A 16,599-nucleotide genomic window follows, 5' to 3' on the forward strand; every position below is an offset into this window, starting at 1 on the left:
TGCCTGGCGCTGCGGTGCCAGCGGGCGCGGGTGTTAATAGGGGGCCCCGCCTATACAGAATGCGTTAAGAAGGGCCCCCTCCTTACACGTCAGGCGGGGCGGCGGCTCTGGACGATCCGGAACCGGTTGGCCACGTACGCGCCGTCGGTGAGCGCCGAGTTGGCGGCGGCGTTGGCGCCCGAGCCGTGGAAGTCCGAGAACGCCGCCGACTGGTTGACGAACACCCCGCCGGTCAGGTTGCAGGACAGGTGCACGCCGGCGTCGATCGCCGCCGCCTCGGCCGCGTCCAGCACCGCCTCGTCGGTCGAGTAGACGCCGGCGGTCAGCGCGCCCTTCTCGCCCACCGTGTCGCGCAGCACCCGGAGGCTGTGCTCGGTGGAGTCGGTGGCGATGGCGAACGAGATCGGCCCGAACCACTCCCGCGAGTAGGTCGCGGTGTCACCCGCGTCCAGCTTCACGATGGCCGGCGTACGGACCACCGCGCCGGGGAACGCCGGGTGCTCGACGGTCCGCGACTCCAGCACCGGCTCGCCGACCTTGGTCACCTCGTCGAGGCGCTCCAGCACGCCGTCGTTGACGATCGCGCCGGTCAGCTCGACGCCCCGGGCCGGGTCGGCGGTGAGCTTGCCGACGGCCGCGGCGATCCCGGCGGCCACCTCGTCGAAGCTCTTGTGCCCCTGGTCGGTGGGGATGCCGTCCCGGGGAATCAGCAGGTTCTGCGACGTGGTGCACATCTGGCCGCTGTAGAGGGTGAGCGTGAAGCCCAGGTTGCGGCACATCCCGGCGAAGTCGTCGGTGGAGTCGACCACCACCGTGTTCAGGCCGGCCTTCTCCGTGTAGACGGCGGCCTGCCGGGCGTTGGCCTCCAGCCAGTCGCCGTACTCGGTGGAACCGGTGAAGTCGACGATCTTGACGGCCGGGTGCAGCGCCAGGGTGGAGGCGAGCTTCTCGCCGTCGGCCTCGGGGGCGAGCTGCACCAGGTTCGGGTCGAAGCCGGCCTCGGCGAGCACCTGGCGGGCGTACTTCACGGTGATCGCCAGCGGCAGCACCGCGCGGGGGTGCGGCTTGACCACCACCGGGTTGCCGGTGACCAGCGAGGCGAACAGCCCCGGGTACGAGTTCCAGGTCGGGAAGGTGTTGCAGCCGATGACCAGGGCCACCCCGCGCGGCACCACGTGGAACGTCTTGGTCATCCGCAGTGGGTCGCCCTTGCCGGCGGCCTTCTCCCAGCCGGCCGTCCCCGGGTGCCGGGTCATCTCCGCGTACGCGTAGGCGACCGCCTCCAGCGCCCGGTCCAGCGCGTGCGCGCCGCCGGCCTGGAAGGCCATCACGAAGGCCTGGCCGCTGGTGAACTGCACCGCGTTGGCCAGCTCGAAGATGTTCTTGTGCAGCCGGTCCAGGATCTCCAGGCACACCCCGGCCCGGGCCTGCGGGCCGGCGTCCCGCCAGGCCGGCAGCGCGGCGGTGGCGGCCCCCACCAGCTGGTCGGCGGTGGCGTGCGGGTAGCGGACGTCCAGCGCGACGCCGAACGGGCTCGCCTCGGTGGCGACCCGCTCACCGTCGGTCGGCTGGTCCAGCGGGAAGTCGGCGGCCAGGTACGCCTCGAAGGCGGCCTTGCCGTCGGCGGCGGCGGTCTCGCCGTACACCCGGGGGCTGGGCGACTCCGGGTAGGCGGACCAGTACCCGCGCTCCGAGATGGCGGTCAGCGCCCGGCTGAGGGTGTCGGCGTGCCTGTCGTACAGGGGGTGCGGGGTCTCCGTCATGCCCGCAATCATGCAACAGGTTGGCCCAGGATCAGTAGGGCCGTGTCACAGATCAGATGGTCAACTGCCAGTCCGTCCAGGCGTCCACCGGCTGGAAGCCGAGCCGCTCGTTGATCGCCACCATGTGGGTGTTCTGCGCCGCGTTCCAGGTGTCGACGACGCGCAGCGCCGGTTCGTGGTCGCGCACCTGCCGCAGGTTCTCGATCTTGACGAGCAGGCCGAGCCGGTGTCCCCGGTGCGCCGGATCGACGATGGTGATCTGCTGATACCCGTGCCAGTCGGCGTTCGGGCCCGAGTCGATCAGGGTCCAGGCGACCAACCGGCCGGTCGCCTCGTGCACCGCCGCCTGGTGGTAGCGCCGCCGGCCCCGGGCGGCCAGCGCCCGCTCGGTGCCCCGCAGCCGGTCCACGTCGACCTGCTCCGCCTCCAACACCAGGTCGCCCGCCGGCGCGTCGGCCAGCAACCGGCCGTCGAGGTAGGCGACGTCGGCGGCGTACTCCTCGGGGGTGTCGCCCTGCCAGGCCACCAGCCGGTAGCCGGCGGCGTGCGCGCGGGCGTCGGCGGCCAGCGCGTCAAGGGTGCGCTGGTCGAGCCGGGTGACGTCCAGCCGGCGGCGTACCTCGGCCAGCGCGGGCCGGGCGCCCATCGCGGCGGCGAAGGCGCCGCCGGCCGGCGAGCGCTCGACGCCGCCGGGCAGCGCGCCGGGGGTGACCGCGACCAACCGCTTGCGGCCCTGCTCGCGGAGCACCCGCAGGCCGTGTTCGTGCAGCGCCCGGCCGACCCCGCGCCGCCGGTGGTCGGGGTGGACGACCAGGTCGGCGGTGGCGTTGCCGGTGTTCTCCAACTGCGGCAGGTCCAGGGCCAGATAGCCGGCCGGGGCGCCGTCGCGGCGGGCCAGCGCCCAGCGCGGCGCGTTGCCCGGCATCGGGTGGGTCAGCGCGGCGTCGAAGCGGCGCCGGCAGAGCGGCGGGAAGTCCGGCAGGTCGGCGGCCTGGGCGGCCACGCCGATCCGGTACGCCGCGTCGATCGCGGCCGGGTCGGTGGCGTCGAACGGCGTGACAGTCAGGGCCATGCCGCGAGCCTGCCCCGGGAAAAGCGATCGGGCCAGCGATATTCGCTGGCCCGATCGGAGGCTGGTCGGGAGGGACGATCGCACAACGCCTCCGGCGCTGGGTCGTAAGAACTTGAAAAGTCTCCGGCGAAACGCCCTCCCGCACGGAGCATCTTCCGCCGTCCGAATCCTGCCGTCAAGTCCTCGGCGGCGGTTTTTCGCCACGGAGGGCGAATGACCACTTACCGATCGGTACGCTCCGGTCCGGCGGTCAGGACAGCAGGCCGCTGTCGCGGGCGGCGCGCAGCGAGGGCTTGATCCGGTGGGTGGGGCCGACCTGGGCGGCGACCGCGTCGATGGTCTTCAGGCCCTCGCCGGTGTTGAACACCACGGTCTCCGCGGTCGGGTCGAGCTTGCCGGACTCGACGAGCTTGCGCAGCACCGCGACGGTGACCCCGCCGGCGGTCTCGGCGAACACGCCGGTGGTCCGGGCCAGCAGCCGGATCCCGGCGCGGATCTCGTCGTCGTCGGCGTACTCCATCCAGCCGCCGGTGCGGCGGACCGCCTCCAGGGCGTAGAGGCCGGCCGCCGGGTCGCCGATGTTCAGCGACTTGGCGATGCCGGTGGGCTTGACCGGGGTGATGGCGTCCCGGCCGTCGTGCAGCGCGGTGGCGATCGGGTTGCAGCCGGCGGACTGGGCGCCGAAGACCTTCCAGCCCTCGGCCGGGGCCGCCACCAGGCCGATCTCGACCAGCTCGGTGAACGCCTTGTCGATCTTGGTGAGCAGCTCGCCGGAGGCCATCGGGATCACCACCTGGGCGGGGATCCGCCAGCCGAGCTGCTCGGCGACCTCGTAGCCGAGCGTCTTGGAACCCTCCGCGTAGTACGGCCGGACGTTGACGTTGACGAACGCCGTGTCCTCGAACTCGTCGGTCTCCACCAGCTCGCCGCAGAGCCGGTTCACGTCGTCGTACGAGCCGTCGACGGCGACCAGCTCGCCGCCGTAGACGGCGGTGGTGACCACCTTGCCCTGCTCCAGGTCGCCGGGGATGAACACCACCGACGGCACCCCGGCCCGGGCGGCGTGCGCGGCCACCGAGTTGGCCAGGTTGCCGGTGGAGGCGCAGGCGAAGCGGGTGAAGCCGAGCGCCCGCGCGGCGGTCAGCGCCACCGACACCACCCGGTCCTTGAACGAGTGGGTGGGGTTGGCGCTGTCGTCCTTCACCCAGAGCGGCGCGGTGAGGCCCAGCTCGGCGGCGAGGTGCGGGGCGGCCACCAGCGGGGTGAGTCCCGGGTCCAGGGTGACCCGGGTGGCCGGGTCCTGGCCGGCGGGCAGCAGCGGCGCGTACCGCCAGATGTTCTGCGGGCCGGCCTCGATCCGCTCCCGGGTGACGGCGGCCAGCGCGGTCGCGTCGTAGTCGACCTCCAGCGGGCCGAAACACTCGTAGCAGGCGTGCTGGGCGGCCAGCGGGTACCGCGCCGAACAGGCGCGGCAGACCAGGGCGCGGGCCGGGCTGGCGGTGGTGTCGATGCCGGAGACGGCGGGAAGCGTCGACGTCATGTCGAGGAGTCCTCTCATCTTTCCCCGCGTCGCACCCTGCGGCGGGGACGGAATTGGCACCTGCCCGCGGTCGCTCGTCGTCGAGCGTGCGGGTGGTTGCCGGGGCGTCGTCGGGCCGTATCCCTCAGCCCCTCTGGATGAGGTATTCAGTTGTGCCGCCGAGTCTAGGCGGCGTGCTGCCGCTCGCCCAGCCGTGATCCCAGCCTGTGAGCCACCGGCCGCCGCCACCGGCGGCGGGCGGGCAGGTCAGCGGGCGACCACGGCCACCGGCTCGGTGACCGCGACCGGGTCGGTGACGGCCTTCGGGCCGGGCGCGCCGGCCCGGGCGGGTGCCGGGGCCGCCGTCCGGGTGGCCAGGTTCGCGGCGACCAGGGCGGCGATGGTCAACACGGCGCCGACCAGCTCCACCGCGCCGGGCCGGTAGCCGCGGGCGATCTCGATCGCGAAGGTGGTCACCGGGACCAGGTTCATGAACAACGCGGCGTTCGCCGCACCGAGCCGGCGGGCACCGACGTTCCAGGCCAGCACCGCGACCAGCGTGCCGGGCAGCACCGCGTACGCCAGTTGCGGCGCGACCGCGACGAGGTCGGCGGCGGCCGGCGCGTGCTGCCAGCCGGCCAGGTCGGCGACCACGCTGACCGCCACCATGGCGAGGGTGCCGGCGACCGCGGTCAGCGTGGTGTAGCGCAGCGGGCTCCAGCCGCCGAACCGGCTGCCGCCGTGCGTGTAGACCGCCCACCCGATCACCCCGACGAGCATCATCAGCCCGCCGGTGCCGAACTGGCCGACGCCGTCCAGCCGGCCGCGGGTGATCACCAGGCCGACCCCGACGAGGGCGACCAGGGTGTACGCCAGCAGCGCCGGCCGGGGCCGTACCCCGTCGCGGGCCCAGCGGACCAGCTGGGTGACCAGCGGGCTGGTGGCGACGAAGAGCGCCACCTGCTGCGGCGCGGCGTACCCGAGGGCCAGGTTGGCCAGCACGTTGAAGCCGGCGAACCCGACGATGCCCAGCACCACCACCTCGCCGGTCCGCCCGTCGGTACGCAGCCCGGCGCGGCCCTCCCGGAGCAGCAGCAGGACGACGAAGGCGGCGGTGGCCGGCAGGTACCGGGCGACGGTGAGGTTGAGCGCGTCGACCCGGCCCAGCGCGCTGGCCAGGATCGGGAACATCGCGCCCCAGCCGAGCACGGCGAGCAGCGGGAAGCCGACGGCGGACCGAGAGCGCATCACAGCTCCTATGTTCGAGTACGATCGAACTAACGGGATCGACCCTAGGAGCTTGTTCGACGAAAGTCGAACATCGGTTACCATGGTCACATGGAGCTGCACGAACCCGAACTGCGCGAGGTGCCGGTGACCGCCGTCCTGTCGGCGCTCGCCGACGACGTACGGCTGGAGATCGTGCGCGCGCTGGCCGGGGGCGACGAGCGGATCTGCGGCACCTTCGAGCTGGGCGTCGCCAAGGCCACCCGGAGCCACCACTTCAAGGTGCTGCGCGAGGCGGGCCTGACCCGGACCCGGGTCGCCGGCACCAGCCGGTACGTCCGGCTGCGCCGCGACGAGCTGGAGCGGGCCTACCCGGGCCTGCTCGACGCGGTCCTCGCCGCCCCGACCCGGCCCTGACCCGCGCGGCCGCCGGCCCGCCCCTCGGGTGCGGTTGCGGCCGTCCCGGCGACCACAAACGCACCCGAGGCGGGCACTCGGCGGCGGGACTCAGGCGGGAACGGACGCGCCGGAGTCGGGGGTGGCGTCCACCAGCGCGGCGCGGCGGCGGGACAGCAGGGCGTCGAGCGCCCAGCTGCCCGGGCCGAGCACCGCGACCAGCAGGAACGACCAGCAGAAGAGCGCGGCCAGCTCACCGCCGTTGCGCAGCGGCAGCAGATCGTGCGGCTGGTGCACCACGAAGTACGCGTATGCCATCGAGCCGGAGGCGAGCAGCGCGGCGGGCCGGGTGACCAGCCCGACCAGCACCAGCGCGCCGCAGACCAGCTGGATCAACGCGGCCCACCAGCCGGGCCAGGCGCCGAGCGGGATCGCCCCGCCGGTGGCCGGGTTGCCGCCGAGGACGCCGAAGATCGACGCCGCGCCGTGGCACACGAAGAGCACGCCGGTGACGATGCGGAACAGGGAGAGTACGGGGCCGTTCAACTGCGCCGGGATCATGGAAAGCCCTCCTGGGACGGGTATCGGACGAGCTCCAGGATGGCGGGCCGGGAGATTGAAGTTAATCGAATCCTTGCGTGCGGGACAATCCCATGGGAACGCTCCCATGATGTGGGCGCCGGTGTTAAGCGGAGCCCCCTCCTCTACCGAATGCGTTAAGCGGGGGCCCTTGCTTTCACCTCAGCTGGTGACGTCCTTGCGGGTGAACCGCCAGTAGGCGAGCGCCCAGAACAGCGTCGCGTAGCTGATCGCCGAGATCGCCCCGCGCACCACGTCGTCGGTCTGCACCGGCGTGGACAGCAGCCCCAGCCAGGCGCTGCTGTAGTGGGTGGGCAGGAAGTCGCGCAGCGCGCCGAGCGCGGTGATCTGGTCGAGGATGCTGGACAGGATCCAGAGCAGCACCGCGCCGCCGACCGCGCCCAGCGCGGCGTCCGTGGTCACCGAGAGCAGGAACGCCAACCCGGCCACCACCAGCAGGACGACCGCCAGGTAGCCGAGCACCGCGAGCAGCCGCAGCACCCCCTCCCCCGGCGCCAGCTCGGCGGCGACCTGACTGCGCAGGGGCGACCAGCCGTACCGGAGGGTGCCGGCCAGCAGGGCGGTGCCGGCGAGCAGCAGCAGCGCCAGCAGCGAGTACGCCAGCGCGACCACCAGCTTCACGGTGAGCAGCCGGGCCCGGGGCACCGGCACCGCCAGCAGGTAGCGCAGGCTGCCCCAGCTCGCCTCGCTGGCCACCGTGTCGCCGCAGAACAACGCGACCACCACGACCAGCAGGAACGACGCCGAGACCAGGATCGAGAAGAGGGTGAAGTTCAACCCGCCCGAGGTGGCCAGGTCGGCGAGGCTGGCGAACTCGCCCCGGCCGTTGCCGTCGTCGTCGCCCGACTCGAACTGGAAGGCGATCAGGATGATGATCGGCAGCAGCACCATGAACCCCAGCGCGAGCTGGGTACGCCGACGCGACGCCTGCCGCCGGAACTCCGCCGCGAACGGCAGCGTCGCCGACGGCCGGTAGCCGCGCGCCGCGCCACCCGTGCCCGGCGCGCCCGCGCCGGACGAACCCGCGCCCTCGGACGCTCCCACCGACGAACCCGCCATCACCGGTCCCCGCTTCCCCGAGAGTTCTCGCCCACCAGGGCGAGGAACGCGTCCTCCAGCCGCCGCCGCGGCACCACCCGGTCCACCCCGATGCCGGCGCGGACCAGCTCGGCCACCACCTCGCTGCGCGCGGTGCCGTTGGTGTCCACCACCAACTGCCCGTCACCGTCCGGCAGCACCCGTACGCCGTCCAGCCGGTCCAGCACGGTCCGGGCCGCCTCCGGGTCGCTCACCTCGAACAGCACGCTCGGCGACTCGCCGACGATCTCCTCGACCGGCCCGGAGGCCACGATCCGGCCCTTGTTGACCACCACCGCGTGGGTGCAGGTCTGCTCCACCTCGGCCAGCAGGTGGCTGGAGACCAGCACCGCCCGGCCGCCGGTGGCGTAGCGCTGGAGCACCCGGCGCATCTCGGCGATCTGCGGCGGGTCCAGCCCGTCGGTCGGCTCGTCCAGCACCAGCAGCTCGGGCAGGCCGAGCATGGCCTGCGCGATGGCCAGCCGCTGGCGCATGCCGTGGCTGTACTTGCGGGTCTTGCGGTGCACCGAGTCGCCCAGCCCGGCGATCTCCAGCGCCTGCTCGAAGTGCGCGTCGGCCGCCGGCCGCCCGGTCGCCCGCCAGTACGCCTTGAGGTTCTCCAGCCCGGACAGATGCGGCAGGAAGCCGGGGCCCTCGACCAGCGCGCCGATCCGGGACAGCACCGGCGAGCCGGGGACCAGCCGGTGGCCGAAGACGTAGATCTCCCCGGCGGTCGGCTGGGTCAGCCCCATCAGCACCCGCAGCGTGGTGGTCTTGCCGGCGCCGTTCGGCCCGAGCAGGCCCATCACCTGACCGGGGTGCACCTCGAAGTCCACGTGGGAGACGGCGACGAAGCCGTCCGCGTACTCCTTGCGGAGGTCCCGGACGACGAGCGGGACGCCCGCGTACTCCGGGTGCACGGAGCGGTCCTGGCGGCGGTGCCGGCGGCGGGCGAGCAGCACGACCACGACGAGCCCGACCACGATCGCGGCGAGCAGCCCGGCCAGCACCCAGCGCCAGACGGCGGCGGTGGTCGGAATGGGCTCCCCGGCGACCGTGGGCAGGGTCAGCGGGCCGTCGCCGGCCGCCACCGTGTAGACGGTGGGCTCGGCGGGCGTGGTGTACGCCTGGTCGGAGGTGGCCACCACCACCCGCAGCCGGTGCCCGGCCTCGATCCGCCGGACGATCCCCGGCATGGTCACCTCGACCGGGGTGGCGGCGTCCACGGACTTCGGCAGCCCGGTCAGCCGGACCGGGGCGACCAGCCCGTCGGGCAGCGCCGCGGCACCGTTCGGGTCGACGTCGTAGAGCTTGACGAAGAGCACCGCCTCGCCGGTCGGGGAGGCGGCCCGGATCCGCACGGTGGGCGCGCCCACCACGTCCACCGCCTCGTCCAGCGGCGCGGACTCGAACCGGGCGTGCTGGCCGGGGATGTCGCCGGCCACCCCGTCGAGCAGCGAGCCGAGCGCGCCGGCGAACGGCACCGAGGAGATCGCCGCCGGGTTGCCGTTCGGCGGGTTGGCGACCGGCTGGGCCGGCCCGGTCACCGCCACCTCCCGCCGGGCGGTGCCGGCCAGCCCGGGATAGTCGGTGGTGCGGTAGCCGGTGGCCACCAGCCCCCGGTCGAGGGCGTCGAAGCCGGCGATCCGGGAGAAGGTGAAGTCGTTGCCGGGCGCCGCCCCCGCGCCCTTGACGTAGTGGTCCAGCCACTGCGCGGTCAGGAACTTCACCCGGTCGGAGTCGGTCTGCGGGCCGGCGCCGCCGTCGTGGCCCCCGGTGAACCAGGCGATCCGGACCGGGGTGCCGGTGGCGGCGATGCCCCGGGCGTTGGCGTCCGCCTCGGCCAGCGGGAAGAGGGTGTCCGCCTCGCCCTGCACCAGCAGGGTCGGGGCCTTGATCCGGTCCAGCACGCCGGCCGGGCTGGACCGGCGCAGCAGGTCCACCGCCGCCTGGTCGGCCCGCCCGGTGGTGGCGATGCGCAGGTAGGCGGCGCAGACGTCGGCGGCGAACCGCCCGCAGGACGGGTCGGCGGCGCCCGTCGGCCCGCGGCCGGGGCCGGACCCCGGACCAGCACCCGGCCCGGGGCTGGGCGGGCCGGCGGAGGCGGGCGCGCCCTCCGGCAGGGCGGCCGAGGTGCCGCCGATGCCGGCCGGCCCGGAACCGGCGTTGCCGCCACCGCCGAAGAAGATGCCGGCCCAGCCCTTCTTGAACACGCCGTCGGTGGCCGGCCGGCCGGTGCTCTCCGGCAGGAAGGCGCGGGACAGGTCGTTCCAGGTGATCATCGGGACGATGGCGTCCACCCGCTGGTCCTGCGCGGCGAGCAGCAGTGCCAGCCCGCCGCCGTACGAGCCGCCGACCACGCCGACCCGGGGGTCACCGGCCGAGTCGGTGCGGATCTCCGGGCGGTCGGCCAGCCAGTCGAGCAGCCGCTGCGCGTCCCGGATCTCGTAGTCCGGGTTGTCCAGGTGGATCTGGCCGCCGCTGCGGCCGAAGCCCCGGGCGGTCCAGGTCAGCACCGCGTAGCCCCGGGCGACCAGGTCCTCGGCGTCGGCGCGGACCGAGTCCTTGGTGCCGCCGAAGCCGTGCGCCAGCAGCACCGCCGGCACCCGGTTGGCCGCCGAGGCGTCACCGGGCAGATAGAGCGTGGTGTCCAGGTCGACCGGCTCGTCCCCGGCCGGTCCGGACCGGACGGTGAGCGGCGCGAACTCGGTGCGGAACCCGTCCCCGCCCGGCCGGGCCAGCCAGACCAGCGCCGCGGCCAGCAGCACGACGACCACCGCGGCGGCCACGATCCGCCGCCGGGTGGACAGCACACGTCGGACCCGGGCGCCCGACAACGGTGACCTCATTCCGGAAACGGTACGGCCCGGAACCTGAGCGTTCCCTGAGATCCGCCGTACGTTCGTCCGGTTGCGCCGTTCGGCGCGGGCCATCCCCCGACTGCGGAACGTCCAGAGAATCCCAGCGGGATGTATTCGGATCACGTGAATTCACATCTACAGCCGCAAACCACCGTCGATGTCACGTCTCGGTGGTGCGATCGGACGCTACGTGTCAGTCACTTTCACAGCTGGTGACGCCCGCTCAACTGACGTGAAGCCGACTCGACTAGCGGGATCCCCGCCGCGTCCGGTTCGACTAATTTGCGGTCCGGTGCACGGGACTGCGTACGGCGACCGCCGGTGTACCGATCGTCCCGGTGTCGCCGGAGGAGACAGACCATGACAGTCCCCGCGCCGCGGGTCCGTCGGCGGCCCTCCGTACCGGGCCGCGCCCTGCCCCTGTTGCTGGCGCTGGCGCTGGTCGCCCCGCTCGGCCTGCTCTTCGCGCAGAACGACGGGAACACCACCGACGACCGCGACCTGGCCGCCCGGGAACGGCTCGGCGTCCGCTACCTGCGCGCCCTCGGGCCGGTCACCGACGCCCTGGTGGAGGCCCAGTCCACCGCGGTCGCCCGGGCGCCGGTCTCCCGCGCGGCGCTCAACGCCGCGATCGAACAGGTGGCGGAGGTGGACAACGCCGTCGGCGACGAGCTGCGCAGCCACGAGCGCTGGGCCGGGCTGCGGGCCAAGATCGAGGGGCTGCCGGACCGCGGGCTCGGCGACCCCGAGGCGGCCTACCAGGCGTACGGGGAGGCCAACGACCTGCTGCTGGCGCTCTACCGGAAGGTACGGGAATCCTCCGGCCTGATCCGCGACCCCCGGGTCGACTCGTTCTTCCTCCAGGACGGCATCGGCGGGGACCTGCCCACCGCGACGGTGCTGGCCGGCCGACTCGCCGACCTGGTCCGGCTGGCGCCCCGGCGCCCCGCCGCCGAGCAGGCGAAGACCGGCCTCGAGCTGGCCGAGCTGCGGGTGGCCGCGTTCGGCCCGGCCAACGACCTGGTCGCCGACCTGCGCGCGGCGGTGGACAGCTCGGAGAGCACCGACCTGGGCGCCAACGTGCTCACCCCGCTGGACACCTACCAGCGCTCGCTCGAGGCGTTCACCGCGTTCTCCGCCCCGGGCGCCGGCCGGGCCGCGCCGAGCAGCGACGACCTCACCCGCGCCGGGCTCGCCGCCCAGGCCGCCGCCAAGCAGCTCCGCACGGTCATCCTCGACCAGCTCGACGCGCTGCTGAAGGAGCGGCTGGACGCGCTCGACCGGGACCGGACGCTGGCCCGGTTCGCGGCCGGGGTGGCGATCGCGCTGCTCGTCGGGCTGGCCGTGGCGCTGCGCCGGGGCCGGCCCCGGGCCGCCGAGGTGCCCCGGACACCGGACCGGGCCGGGCCGCCCACGACGCTGCGCCCGGACCCGCCGGTCGTCGCCCGGGACGTCGACCGCCCACCCGTCGCGGTGGGCGGGCGCGCCGATGCCGAGCGGTGGAGGCCGTTCGATGCTGCTCGCTAGATTGCGGATCCGGGGCAAGCTCGCCCTGCTGGTGATCATCCCGCTGCTCAGCATGGTCGGGCTGGCCGTGCCGGTGGTCATCGACCGGGTGGCCGCCGCCCAGCGGGCCGCGGACACCGCCGAGACGGTCCGCGTGGCGAGCCGGATCGGCAGCCTGGTCCAGGATCTCCAGCAGGAACGCCTGCTCTCGATCGGGTTGCTGCTCGGGCGGGTCACCCGCACGGAACTGGTGCAGAAGTCCGCGACCGTCAACGACCGGGTCGCCGACCTGCGCGCCGAGTCGATGCCGGCGCCGGTCGGCGAGGCCCTCGACGGGGTACGCAAACTGGCCGACGTCCGCACCGCGGTGCTCGCCGGCCGGGCCACGCCGGAACAGATCCTGACCATCTTCGCCGCGGTCGACACCGCCCTGATCGACGCGCTGCGGCTGCCGTTCCAGGTGGACACCGACACCTCGGCCGGGCGGCAGGTGCTCGCGCTGGACGCGCTGCTGCGCACCGACGAGAAGTTGAGCTCGTGCGCCACCCAGATCGTGCTGGTCAAGGCGACCGGTGACCCGCGGGTGTCCGGCTCGTACATCGCCTGCATGGCGGCGCTCGACGTGGACAACGACCGGTTCCGCAAGCTGATCACGCCGGAGCAGCTCAAGCTGGCGCTGCTGGACGACGCGGCGGTGGCCGCCCGGACCAGCCCGACCTTCCTGGTCGACAGCATCCGGGATCCGGTCGCGGCGATCGCCCCGGTGCCGCTGGACGCCCTCTTCCCCTCGGTCCGCTCGATGATCACGCTGGGCCAGTTCGTGGAGAAGAAGGTCGTCGCCGACGTCATCGCGGAGACCCGTACCGAGGAGCGGGACGCGCTGATCACCGCCTGGGCGGTCGCCGTGGCGGCGGCGGTGATCCTGCTGCTCGTGGTGCTGCTCAGCATGACGGTGGCCCGTACCGTGTCCCGGCCGCTGAGCCGGCTCACCCGCTCCGCCGAGCGGGTCGCCCGGGTCGCCGAGGCGGAGCTGACCCGGGTGGCCGACGACGAGACCGAGGCGGTGCCGCCGGTGCGCCTCGACCCGGTGGACGTCCGGGCCCGGGACGAGATCGGTGACCTGGCCCGGGCCTTCGAGCGGGTGCAGCACACCGCCGCCCGGCTGGTGGAGCGGCAGGTCGCCGGCCGGCGGAACGTGGCGCAGATGTTCGGGCACGTGGGCCGGCGTACGCAGAACCTGGTGGGCCGGCAGATCGCGCTGATCGACCAGCTGGAGCGGCAGGAGACCGACCCACGGCGGCTGGAGCAGCTCTACCGGCTGGACCACGTCTCCAGCCGGCTGCGCCGCAACGCCGGCAGCCTGGTGGTGCTCTCCGGGTCGGCCGGGTCGGACGGGCCGGTCGCCCCGGTGGCGCTCGCCGACGTGGTCCGGCTGGCGCTGGGCGAGATCGAGGACTACACCCGGGTGGACGTGCAGGTGCCACCGAGCGTGTCGGCGGCGCCGGCGGTCGCCGGTGACCTGGTGCTGGTCCTGGCCGAGCTGATGGAGAACGCCACGGTCTTCTCCCCGCCGCACGCCCGGGTGCTGGTCGCCGGGGAGCTGACCGACGCCGGGGCCCGGCTCTACGTGGTGGACCGCGGCCTCGGCATGACCGAGGACCGGCTGGCCGAGGAGAACGCCCGGCTGACCCGGCGGGAACGGCTCGACCTGGCCCCGACCGAGGTGCTCGGGCTCTTCGTGGTGGGGCGGCTGGCCCGCCGGCACGGCCTGCGGGTGCAGTTGGTCCCCACCGCCGGGGGCGGGGTGACCGCACGGCTGGAGATCCCGATGGCGCTGCTGGTGATCCGGGAGGCGGACCGGGCGGGCGCGACGGTGGCCTGGGCCACGGTGCCGGCCCGGGAACGACGCGCGCCGGCCGCGCTGGACCGGGTCCAGCCCGGGCGGGAACTCGTCGCCTCCCCCGGTCCGCGCCCGGCCGGCGATCCCGGGGCCGGCGGCGGATTCGACTCGGACCTGCTCAACCGGGCCACCCGCAGCATGGCGACCGGCGAGTCGTGGGACGCCTTCGGCTCCGGCGCGGGAGACACCGTGCCGCTGCCGCCCGCGCCGGCCGGGATCAGCGAGTTCCTGGAGCTCACCCCGGCGCCGGCCGGCCCACCACCGGAAGACCCGGCCGCGCCCGGCCCCACCGCGCCATTCACACCCGGCGGAGCCCGGACGCACACCGGCACCCCCGCGCCCACCGCGACCGCCGGCACCACCGGACCGCGCGCGACCGCCGGGACCACTGCGACCGCCGGCACCGCCGAAACCACCGGACCACTCGCGACCGCCGGGACCGCCGAGGCCACCAGACCGCGCGCGACCGCCGGCACCGCGCCCACCGAGACCACCCAACCGCTCGCGACCGCCGGGTGGCCGGTCGGGACCACCGGCCCCGGGGCGGCCGGCTCGCCGGGCAGGACCGTGGCCCCCGCGTCCGCCGGCGGGCGACCGCCGAGCCGCCGGGTACCGGGCGCCAGCCTGTCCCCGGCCCGGCCGGCCACCCCACCGGCGGACGTGGCCGGAGCCGACCCGGCGGCCGCCCGCGCGCTGGTCGAGGAGTTCCAGTCCGGGGTACGCCGGGCCGAGCGGCACCGCCCCGGCAGCTGGCCGCCGCCGGCCGAGCCGGTGGCCGTCGCCAGCCGGGACCGGCCGCGGCTGAGCCGCCGGGTGCCCGGCGCCAACCTGACCGTCACCCCGCCGGCCCCGCCGCCGGGCAGCACCGGCCCGGGCGACCCGTCGGAGGTACGCGCCCTCATCACCGAGTTCGAGGCGGGCGTCGCCCGTGCTCTGCGCGAAGTCAGTCCAGACCGCCGCAACGAAGAAGGATCACGGTGACCAGCCCTTTCCTGCACGACAACGTCGAACCCCAGACCACCGCCGCGGAACTGAGCCCGGAGGCGCGCACCTTCAACTGGCTGCTGGACTCGTTCACCTCCAGCACGGCGGGGGTGATGGAGGCGATCGCCGTCTCCTCCGACGGGCTGCTGATGGCGATGTCCGCGATCAAGGACCGGTCCAACGCGGAGCGGCTGGCCGCCGTGGTCTCGGGCATGACCAGCCTGGCCGGGGGCGCCGCCAGCTGGTACGCGCTGGGCGGGCTGAACCGGGTGATCGTGGACATGGCCGACGGCTACCTGCTGATCAGCGCGATCAGCAGCGGCTCGGTGCTGGGCGTGGTCGCCGACCGCTCGGCCAACCTGGGCACCGTCGCGTACGAGATGACGCTCTTCGCCGGCCGGGCCGGCGGCGCGCTGACCCCCCGCCTGATCGCCGAGCTGAAGAACGCCGTCCAGCAATGAACCCCGACGTCACCGGGCAGGGGCCCGATCCGGAACCGACGGTCCGGATCCGCCCCTACCTGCGGACGTCGTCGACCGGCGGGTACGGGCCGGTGCCCGCGTCCGCCGATCCCGAGCGGCCCGACGGACCGCGACCCTTCGTGCTCACCGCCGGCCGGGTGGCCGGCGCGGACCCGGCGATCGGCCTGGAGACCCAGGTGACCGCCTGCCCGGTGCAGCCGCCCGGCGTCCTGACCGGCCACCTGGCGCCGGAGTTGCGGACGATCGTGGCGCTCTGCGGGGAACCGATCTCGGTGGCCGAGATCTCGGCCAAGACCCGGCTGCACTTCGGCGTGACCCGGGTCCTGGTCGGTGACCTGCGGGCCGCCGGGCACCTCGACGTCCACGTCACGGACGTCCCGGACGTCCATGACCCCGAACTCATCCTGCGAGTGATCGATGGACTACGTGCGATCTCCTGAGTGGCCACCGAACCCACCGGGCGGCCTCTCGGCCAACAGCGCCGGTGGCCGTTACGGGTACCCGACCGGCCCGGCGCCGGCGGCGGAGCGCGGCCGGGCGGCGCCCCGGGTGCCGGTGGTGCCGCCGCCGGCCATGACGGTGGCCCCGGCGGGATCCCCGCCCAGGCCCACGGCCGCGCCGCCGATCCCGGTCAAGATCCTCATCGCCGGTGGTTTCGGGGTCGGCAAGACGACGAGCGTCGCCGCCATCTCCGAGATCGCCCCGCTGACCACGGAGGCGGAGATGACCACCGCCGGGATCGGTGTGGACGACCCGGGCATGCGCTCGGCGAAGACCACCACGACCGTGGCGATGGATTTCGGTTGCGTCACCATCGATCGCAGCCTGAAGCTCTATCTCTTCGGCACGCCGGGGCAGGCGCGGTTCGGTTTCATGTGGGACGACCTGGCCCGGGGCGCGCTCGGCGCGCTCGTGGTGGTGGACAGCGCCCGGCTCGACGACTGCTATCCGGCGATCGACTTCTTCGAGCGGGCCGGGCTGCCGTTCGTGGTGGGGGTGAACGCCTTCGACGGCCGGCTGGCCCACGACCTCACCGCGATCCGGTGGGCGCTGGCCATCGAGGACCACGTGCCGCTGGTGCAGTTCGACGCCCGGGAGCGGCTCTCGGTGCGGGACGCCCTCCTGGTCGTCCTGGACCGGGCGTTGGACCGGGCGACCAGGGATCGGGGGGCCTGAGGCCCGGCGGTGGCAGCGGAGGGCGGCTCCGGGTCG

The 16,599-nt window shown here is 74.3% G+C and carries 13 protein-coding genes and 1 riboswitch; of the genes, 6 read left to right on the forward strand and 7 right to left on the reverse strand.

The genetic code is table 11. The features are described 5' to 3' along the window. Window positions 1-89: 89 nt before the first annotated feature. From paaN to K7640_RS14675, 4 genes are all read right to left on the reverse strand, one after another. On the reverse strand, window positions 90-1,763 hold the full coding sequence (paaN, locus tag K7640_RS14660) for a phenylacetic acid degradation protein PaaN (protein WP_222955354.1): 1,674 nt from the start codon (window positions 1,761-1,763) through the stop codon (window positions 90-92). Window positions 1,764-1,815: 52 nt separating this feature from the next. After that, window positions 1,816-2,835 (reverse strand): GNAT family N-acetyltransferase, encoded by a 1,020-nt coding sequence (locus K7640_RS14665; RefSeq protein ID WP_222955355.1) that lies wholly within the window; start codon window positions 2,833-2,835, stop codon window positions 1,816-1,818. Window positions 2,836-3,085: 250 nt separating this feature from the next. Next, a complete protein-coding gene (gene thrC, locus K7640_RS14670; protein WP_222955356.1) occupies window positions 3,086-4,375 on the reverse strand; it encodes a threonine synthase in 1,290 nt (429 codons plus the stop codon). A gap of 11 nt (window positions 4,376-4,386) precedes the next feature. Continuing rightward, a riboswitch (SAM riboswitch) is annotated at window positions 4,387-4,519 on the reverse strand. Window positions 4,520-4,621: 102 nt separating this feature from the next. Further along, complete coding sequence (locus tag K7640_RS14675) at window positions 4,622-5,602, reverse strand: DMT family transporter (RefSeq protein ID WP_222955357.1); 981 nt, start codon at window positions 5,600-5,602, stop codon at window positions 4,622-4,624. 90 nt (window positions 5,603-5,692) lie between these two features. On the opposite strand from K7640_RS14675, the gene K7640_RS14680 reads away from it, so the two are divergent. Next, on the forward strand, window positions 5,693-5,998 hold the full coding sequence (locus K7640_RS14680; protein WP_222955358.1) for a helix-turn-helix transcriptional regulator: 306 nt from the start codon (window positions 5,693-5,695) through the stop codon (window positions 5,996-5,998). A 90-nt stretch (window positions 5,999-6,088) separates the two neighbouring features. Here the strand turns inward: K7640_RS14680 and K7640_RS14685 are convergent, their stop codons facing one another. The 3 genes from K7640_RS14685 to K7640_RS14695 form a co-directional block, all read right to left on the reverse strand. After that, complete coding sequence (locus tag K7640_RS14685) at window positions 6,089-6,538, reverse strand: DoxX family protein (protein WP_222955359.1); 450 nt, start codon at window positions 6,536-6,538, stop codon at window positions 6,089-6,091. Window positions 6,539-6,718: 180 nt separating this feature from the next. Then, window positions 6,719-7,636: an ABC transporter permease gene (locus K7640_RS14690; RefSeq protein WP_222955360.1), complete on the reverse strand. Its 918-nt coding sequence runs from the start codon at window positions 7,634-7,636 to the stop codon at window positions 6,719-6,721. Next, a complete protein-coding gene (locus K7640_RS14695; protein ID WP_222955361.1) occupies window positions 7,636-10,503 on the reverse strand; it encodes an alpha/beta fold hydrolase in 2,868 nt (955 codons plus the stop codon). The genes K7640_RS14690 and K7640_RS14695 overlap by 1 nt, the downstream gene beginning before the upstream one ends. 372 nt (window positions 10,504-10,875) lie before the next feature. On the opposite strand from K7640_RS14695, the gene K7640_RS14700 reads away from it, so the two are divergent. The 5 genes from K7640_RS14700 to K7640_RS14720 are packed head-to-tail and all read left to right on the forward strand — an operon-like array spanning window position 10,876 to window position 16,563. Further along, on the forward strand, window positions 10,876-12,042 hold the full coding sequence (locus tag K7640_RS14700) for a hypothetical protein (RefSeq protein WP_222955362.1): 1,167 nt from the start codon (window positions 10,876-10,878) through the stop codon (window positions 12,040-12,042). Further along, complete coding sequence (locus tag K7640_RS30600) at window positions 12,029-14,902, forward strand: nitrate- and nitrite sensing domain-containing protein (RefSeq protein ID WP_222955363.1); 2,874 nt, start codon at window positions 12,029-12,031, stop codon at window positions 14,900-14,902. The genes K7640_RS14700 and K7640_RS30600 overlap by 14 nt, the downstream gene beginning before the upstream one ends. Continuing rightward, on the forward strand, window positions 14,899-15,366 hold the full coding sequence (locus K7640_RS14710) for a roadblock/LC7 domain-containing protein (protein ID WP_222955364.1): 468 nt from the start codon (window positions 14,899-14,901) through the stop codon (window positions 15,364-15,366). The genes K7640_RS30600 and K7640_RS14710 overlap by 4 nt, the downstream gene beginning before the upstream one ends. Next, window positions 15,363-15,827, forward strand: a complete 465-nt coding sequence (locus K7640_RS14715; protein WP_222955365.1) for a DUF742 domain-containing protein — start codon at window positions 15,363-15,365, stop codon at window positions 15,825-15,827. Before K7640_RS14710 ends, K7640_RS14715 begins: the two co-directional genes overlap by 4 nt. Then, window positions 15,805-16,563, forward strand: coding sequence for an ATP/GTP-binding protein (locus K7640_RS14720; RefSeq protein ID WP_222955366.1), 759 nt, complete (start codon window positions 15,805-15,807; stop codon window positions 16,561-16,563). The genes K7640_RS14715 and K7640_RS14720 overlap by 23 nt, the downstream gene beginning before the upstream one ends. Window positions 16,564-16,599 lie beyond the last annotated feature (36 nt).

The sequence above is a fragment of the Micromonospora sp. PLK6-60 genome (assembly GCF_019890675.1).
Lineage (GTDB): Bacteria > Actinomycetota > Actinomycetes > Mycobacteriales > Micromonosporaceae > Micromonospora.

Coding starts and splice junctions, on each gene's coding strand:
- paaN (WP_222955354.1), bottom strand. CDS start 1,763: ATGACGGAGACCCCGCACCCCCTGTACGACAGGCACGCCGACACCCTC.
- K7640_RS14665 (WP_222955355.1), bottom strand. CDS start 2,835: ATGGCCCTGACTGTCACGCCGTTCGACGCCACCGACCCGGCCGCGATC.
- thrC (WP_222955356.1), bottom strand. CDS start 4,375: ATGACGTCGACGCTTCCCGCCGTCTCCGGCATCGACACCACCGCCAGC.
- K7640_RS14675 (WP_222955357.1), bottom strand. CDS start 5,602: ATGCGCTCTCGGTCCGCCGTCGGCTTCCCGCTGCTCGCCGTGCTCGGC.
- K7640_RS14680 (WP_222955358.1), top strand. CDS start 5,693: ATGGAGCTGCACGAACCCGAACTGCGCGAGGTGCCGGTGACCGCCGTC.
- K7640_RS14685 (WP_222955359.1), bottom strand. CDS start 6,538: ATGATCCCGGCGCAGTTGAACGGCCCCGTACTCTCCCTGTTCCGCATC.
- K7640_RS14690 (WP_222955360.1), bottom strand. CDS start 7,636: ATGGCGGGTTCGTCGGTGGGAGCGTCCGAGGGCGCGGGTTCGTCCGGC.
- K7640_RS14695 (WP_222955361.1), bottom strand. CDS start 10,503: ATGAGGTCACCGTTGTCGGGCGCCCGGGTCCGACGTGTGCTGTCCACC.
- K7640_RS14700 (WP_222955362.1), top strand. CDS start 10,876: ATGACAGTCCCCGCGCCGCGGGTCCGTCGGCGGCCCTCCGTACCGGGC.
- K7640_RS30600 (WP_222955363.1), top strand. CDS start 12,029: ATGCTGCTCGCTAGATTGCGGATCCGGGGCAAGCTCGCCCTGCTGGTG.
- K7640_RS14715 (WP_222955365.1), top strand. CDS start 15,363: ATGAACCCCGACGTCACCGGGCAGGGGCCCGATCCGGAACCGACGGTC.
- K7640_RS14720 (WP_222955366.1), top strand. CDS start 15,805: ATGGACTACGTGCGATCTCCTGAGTGGCCACCGAACCCACCGGGCGGC.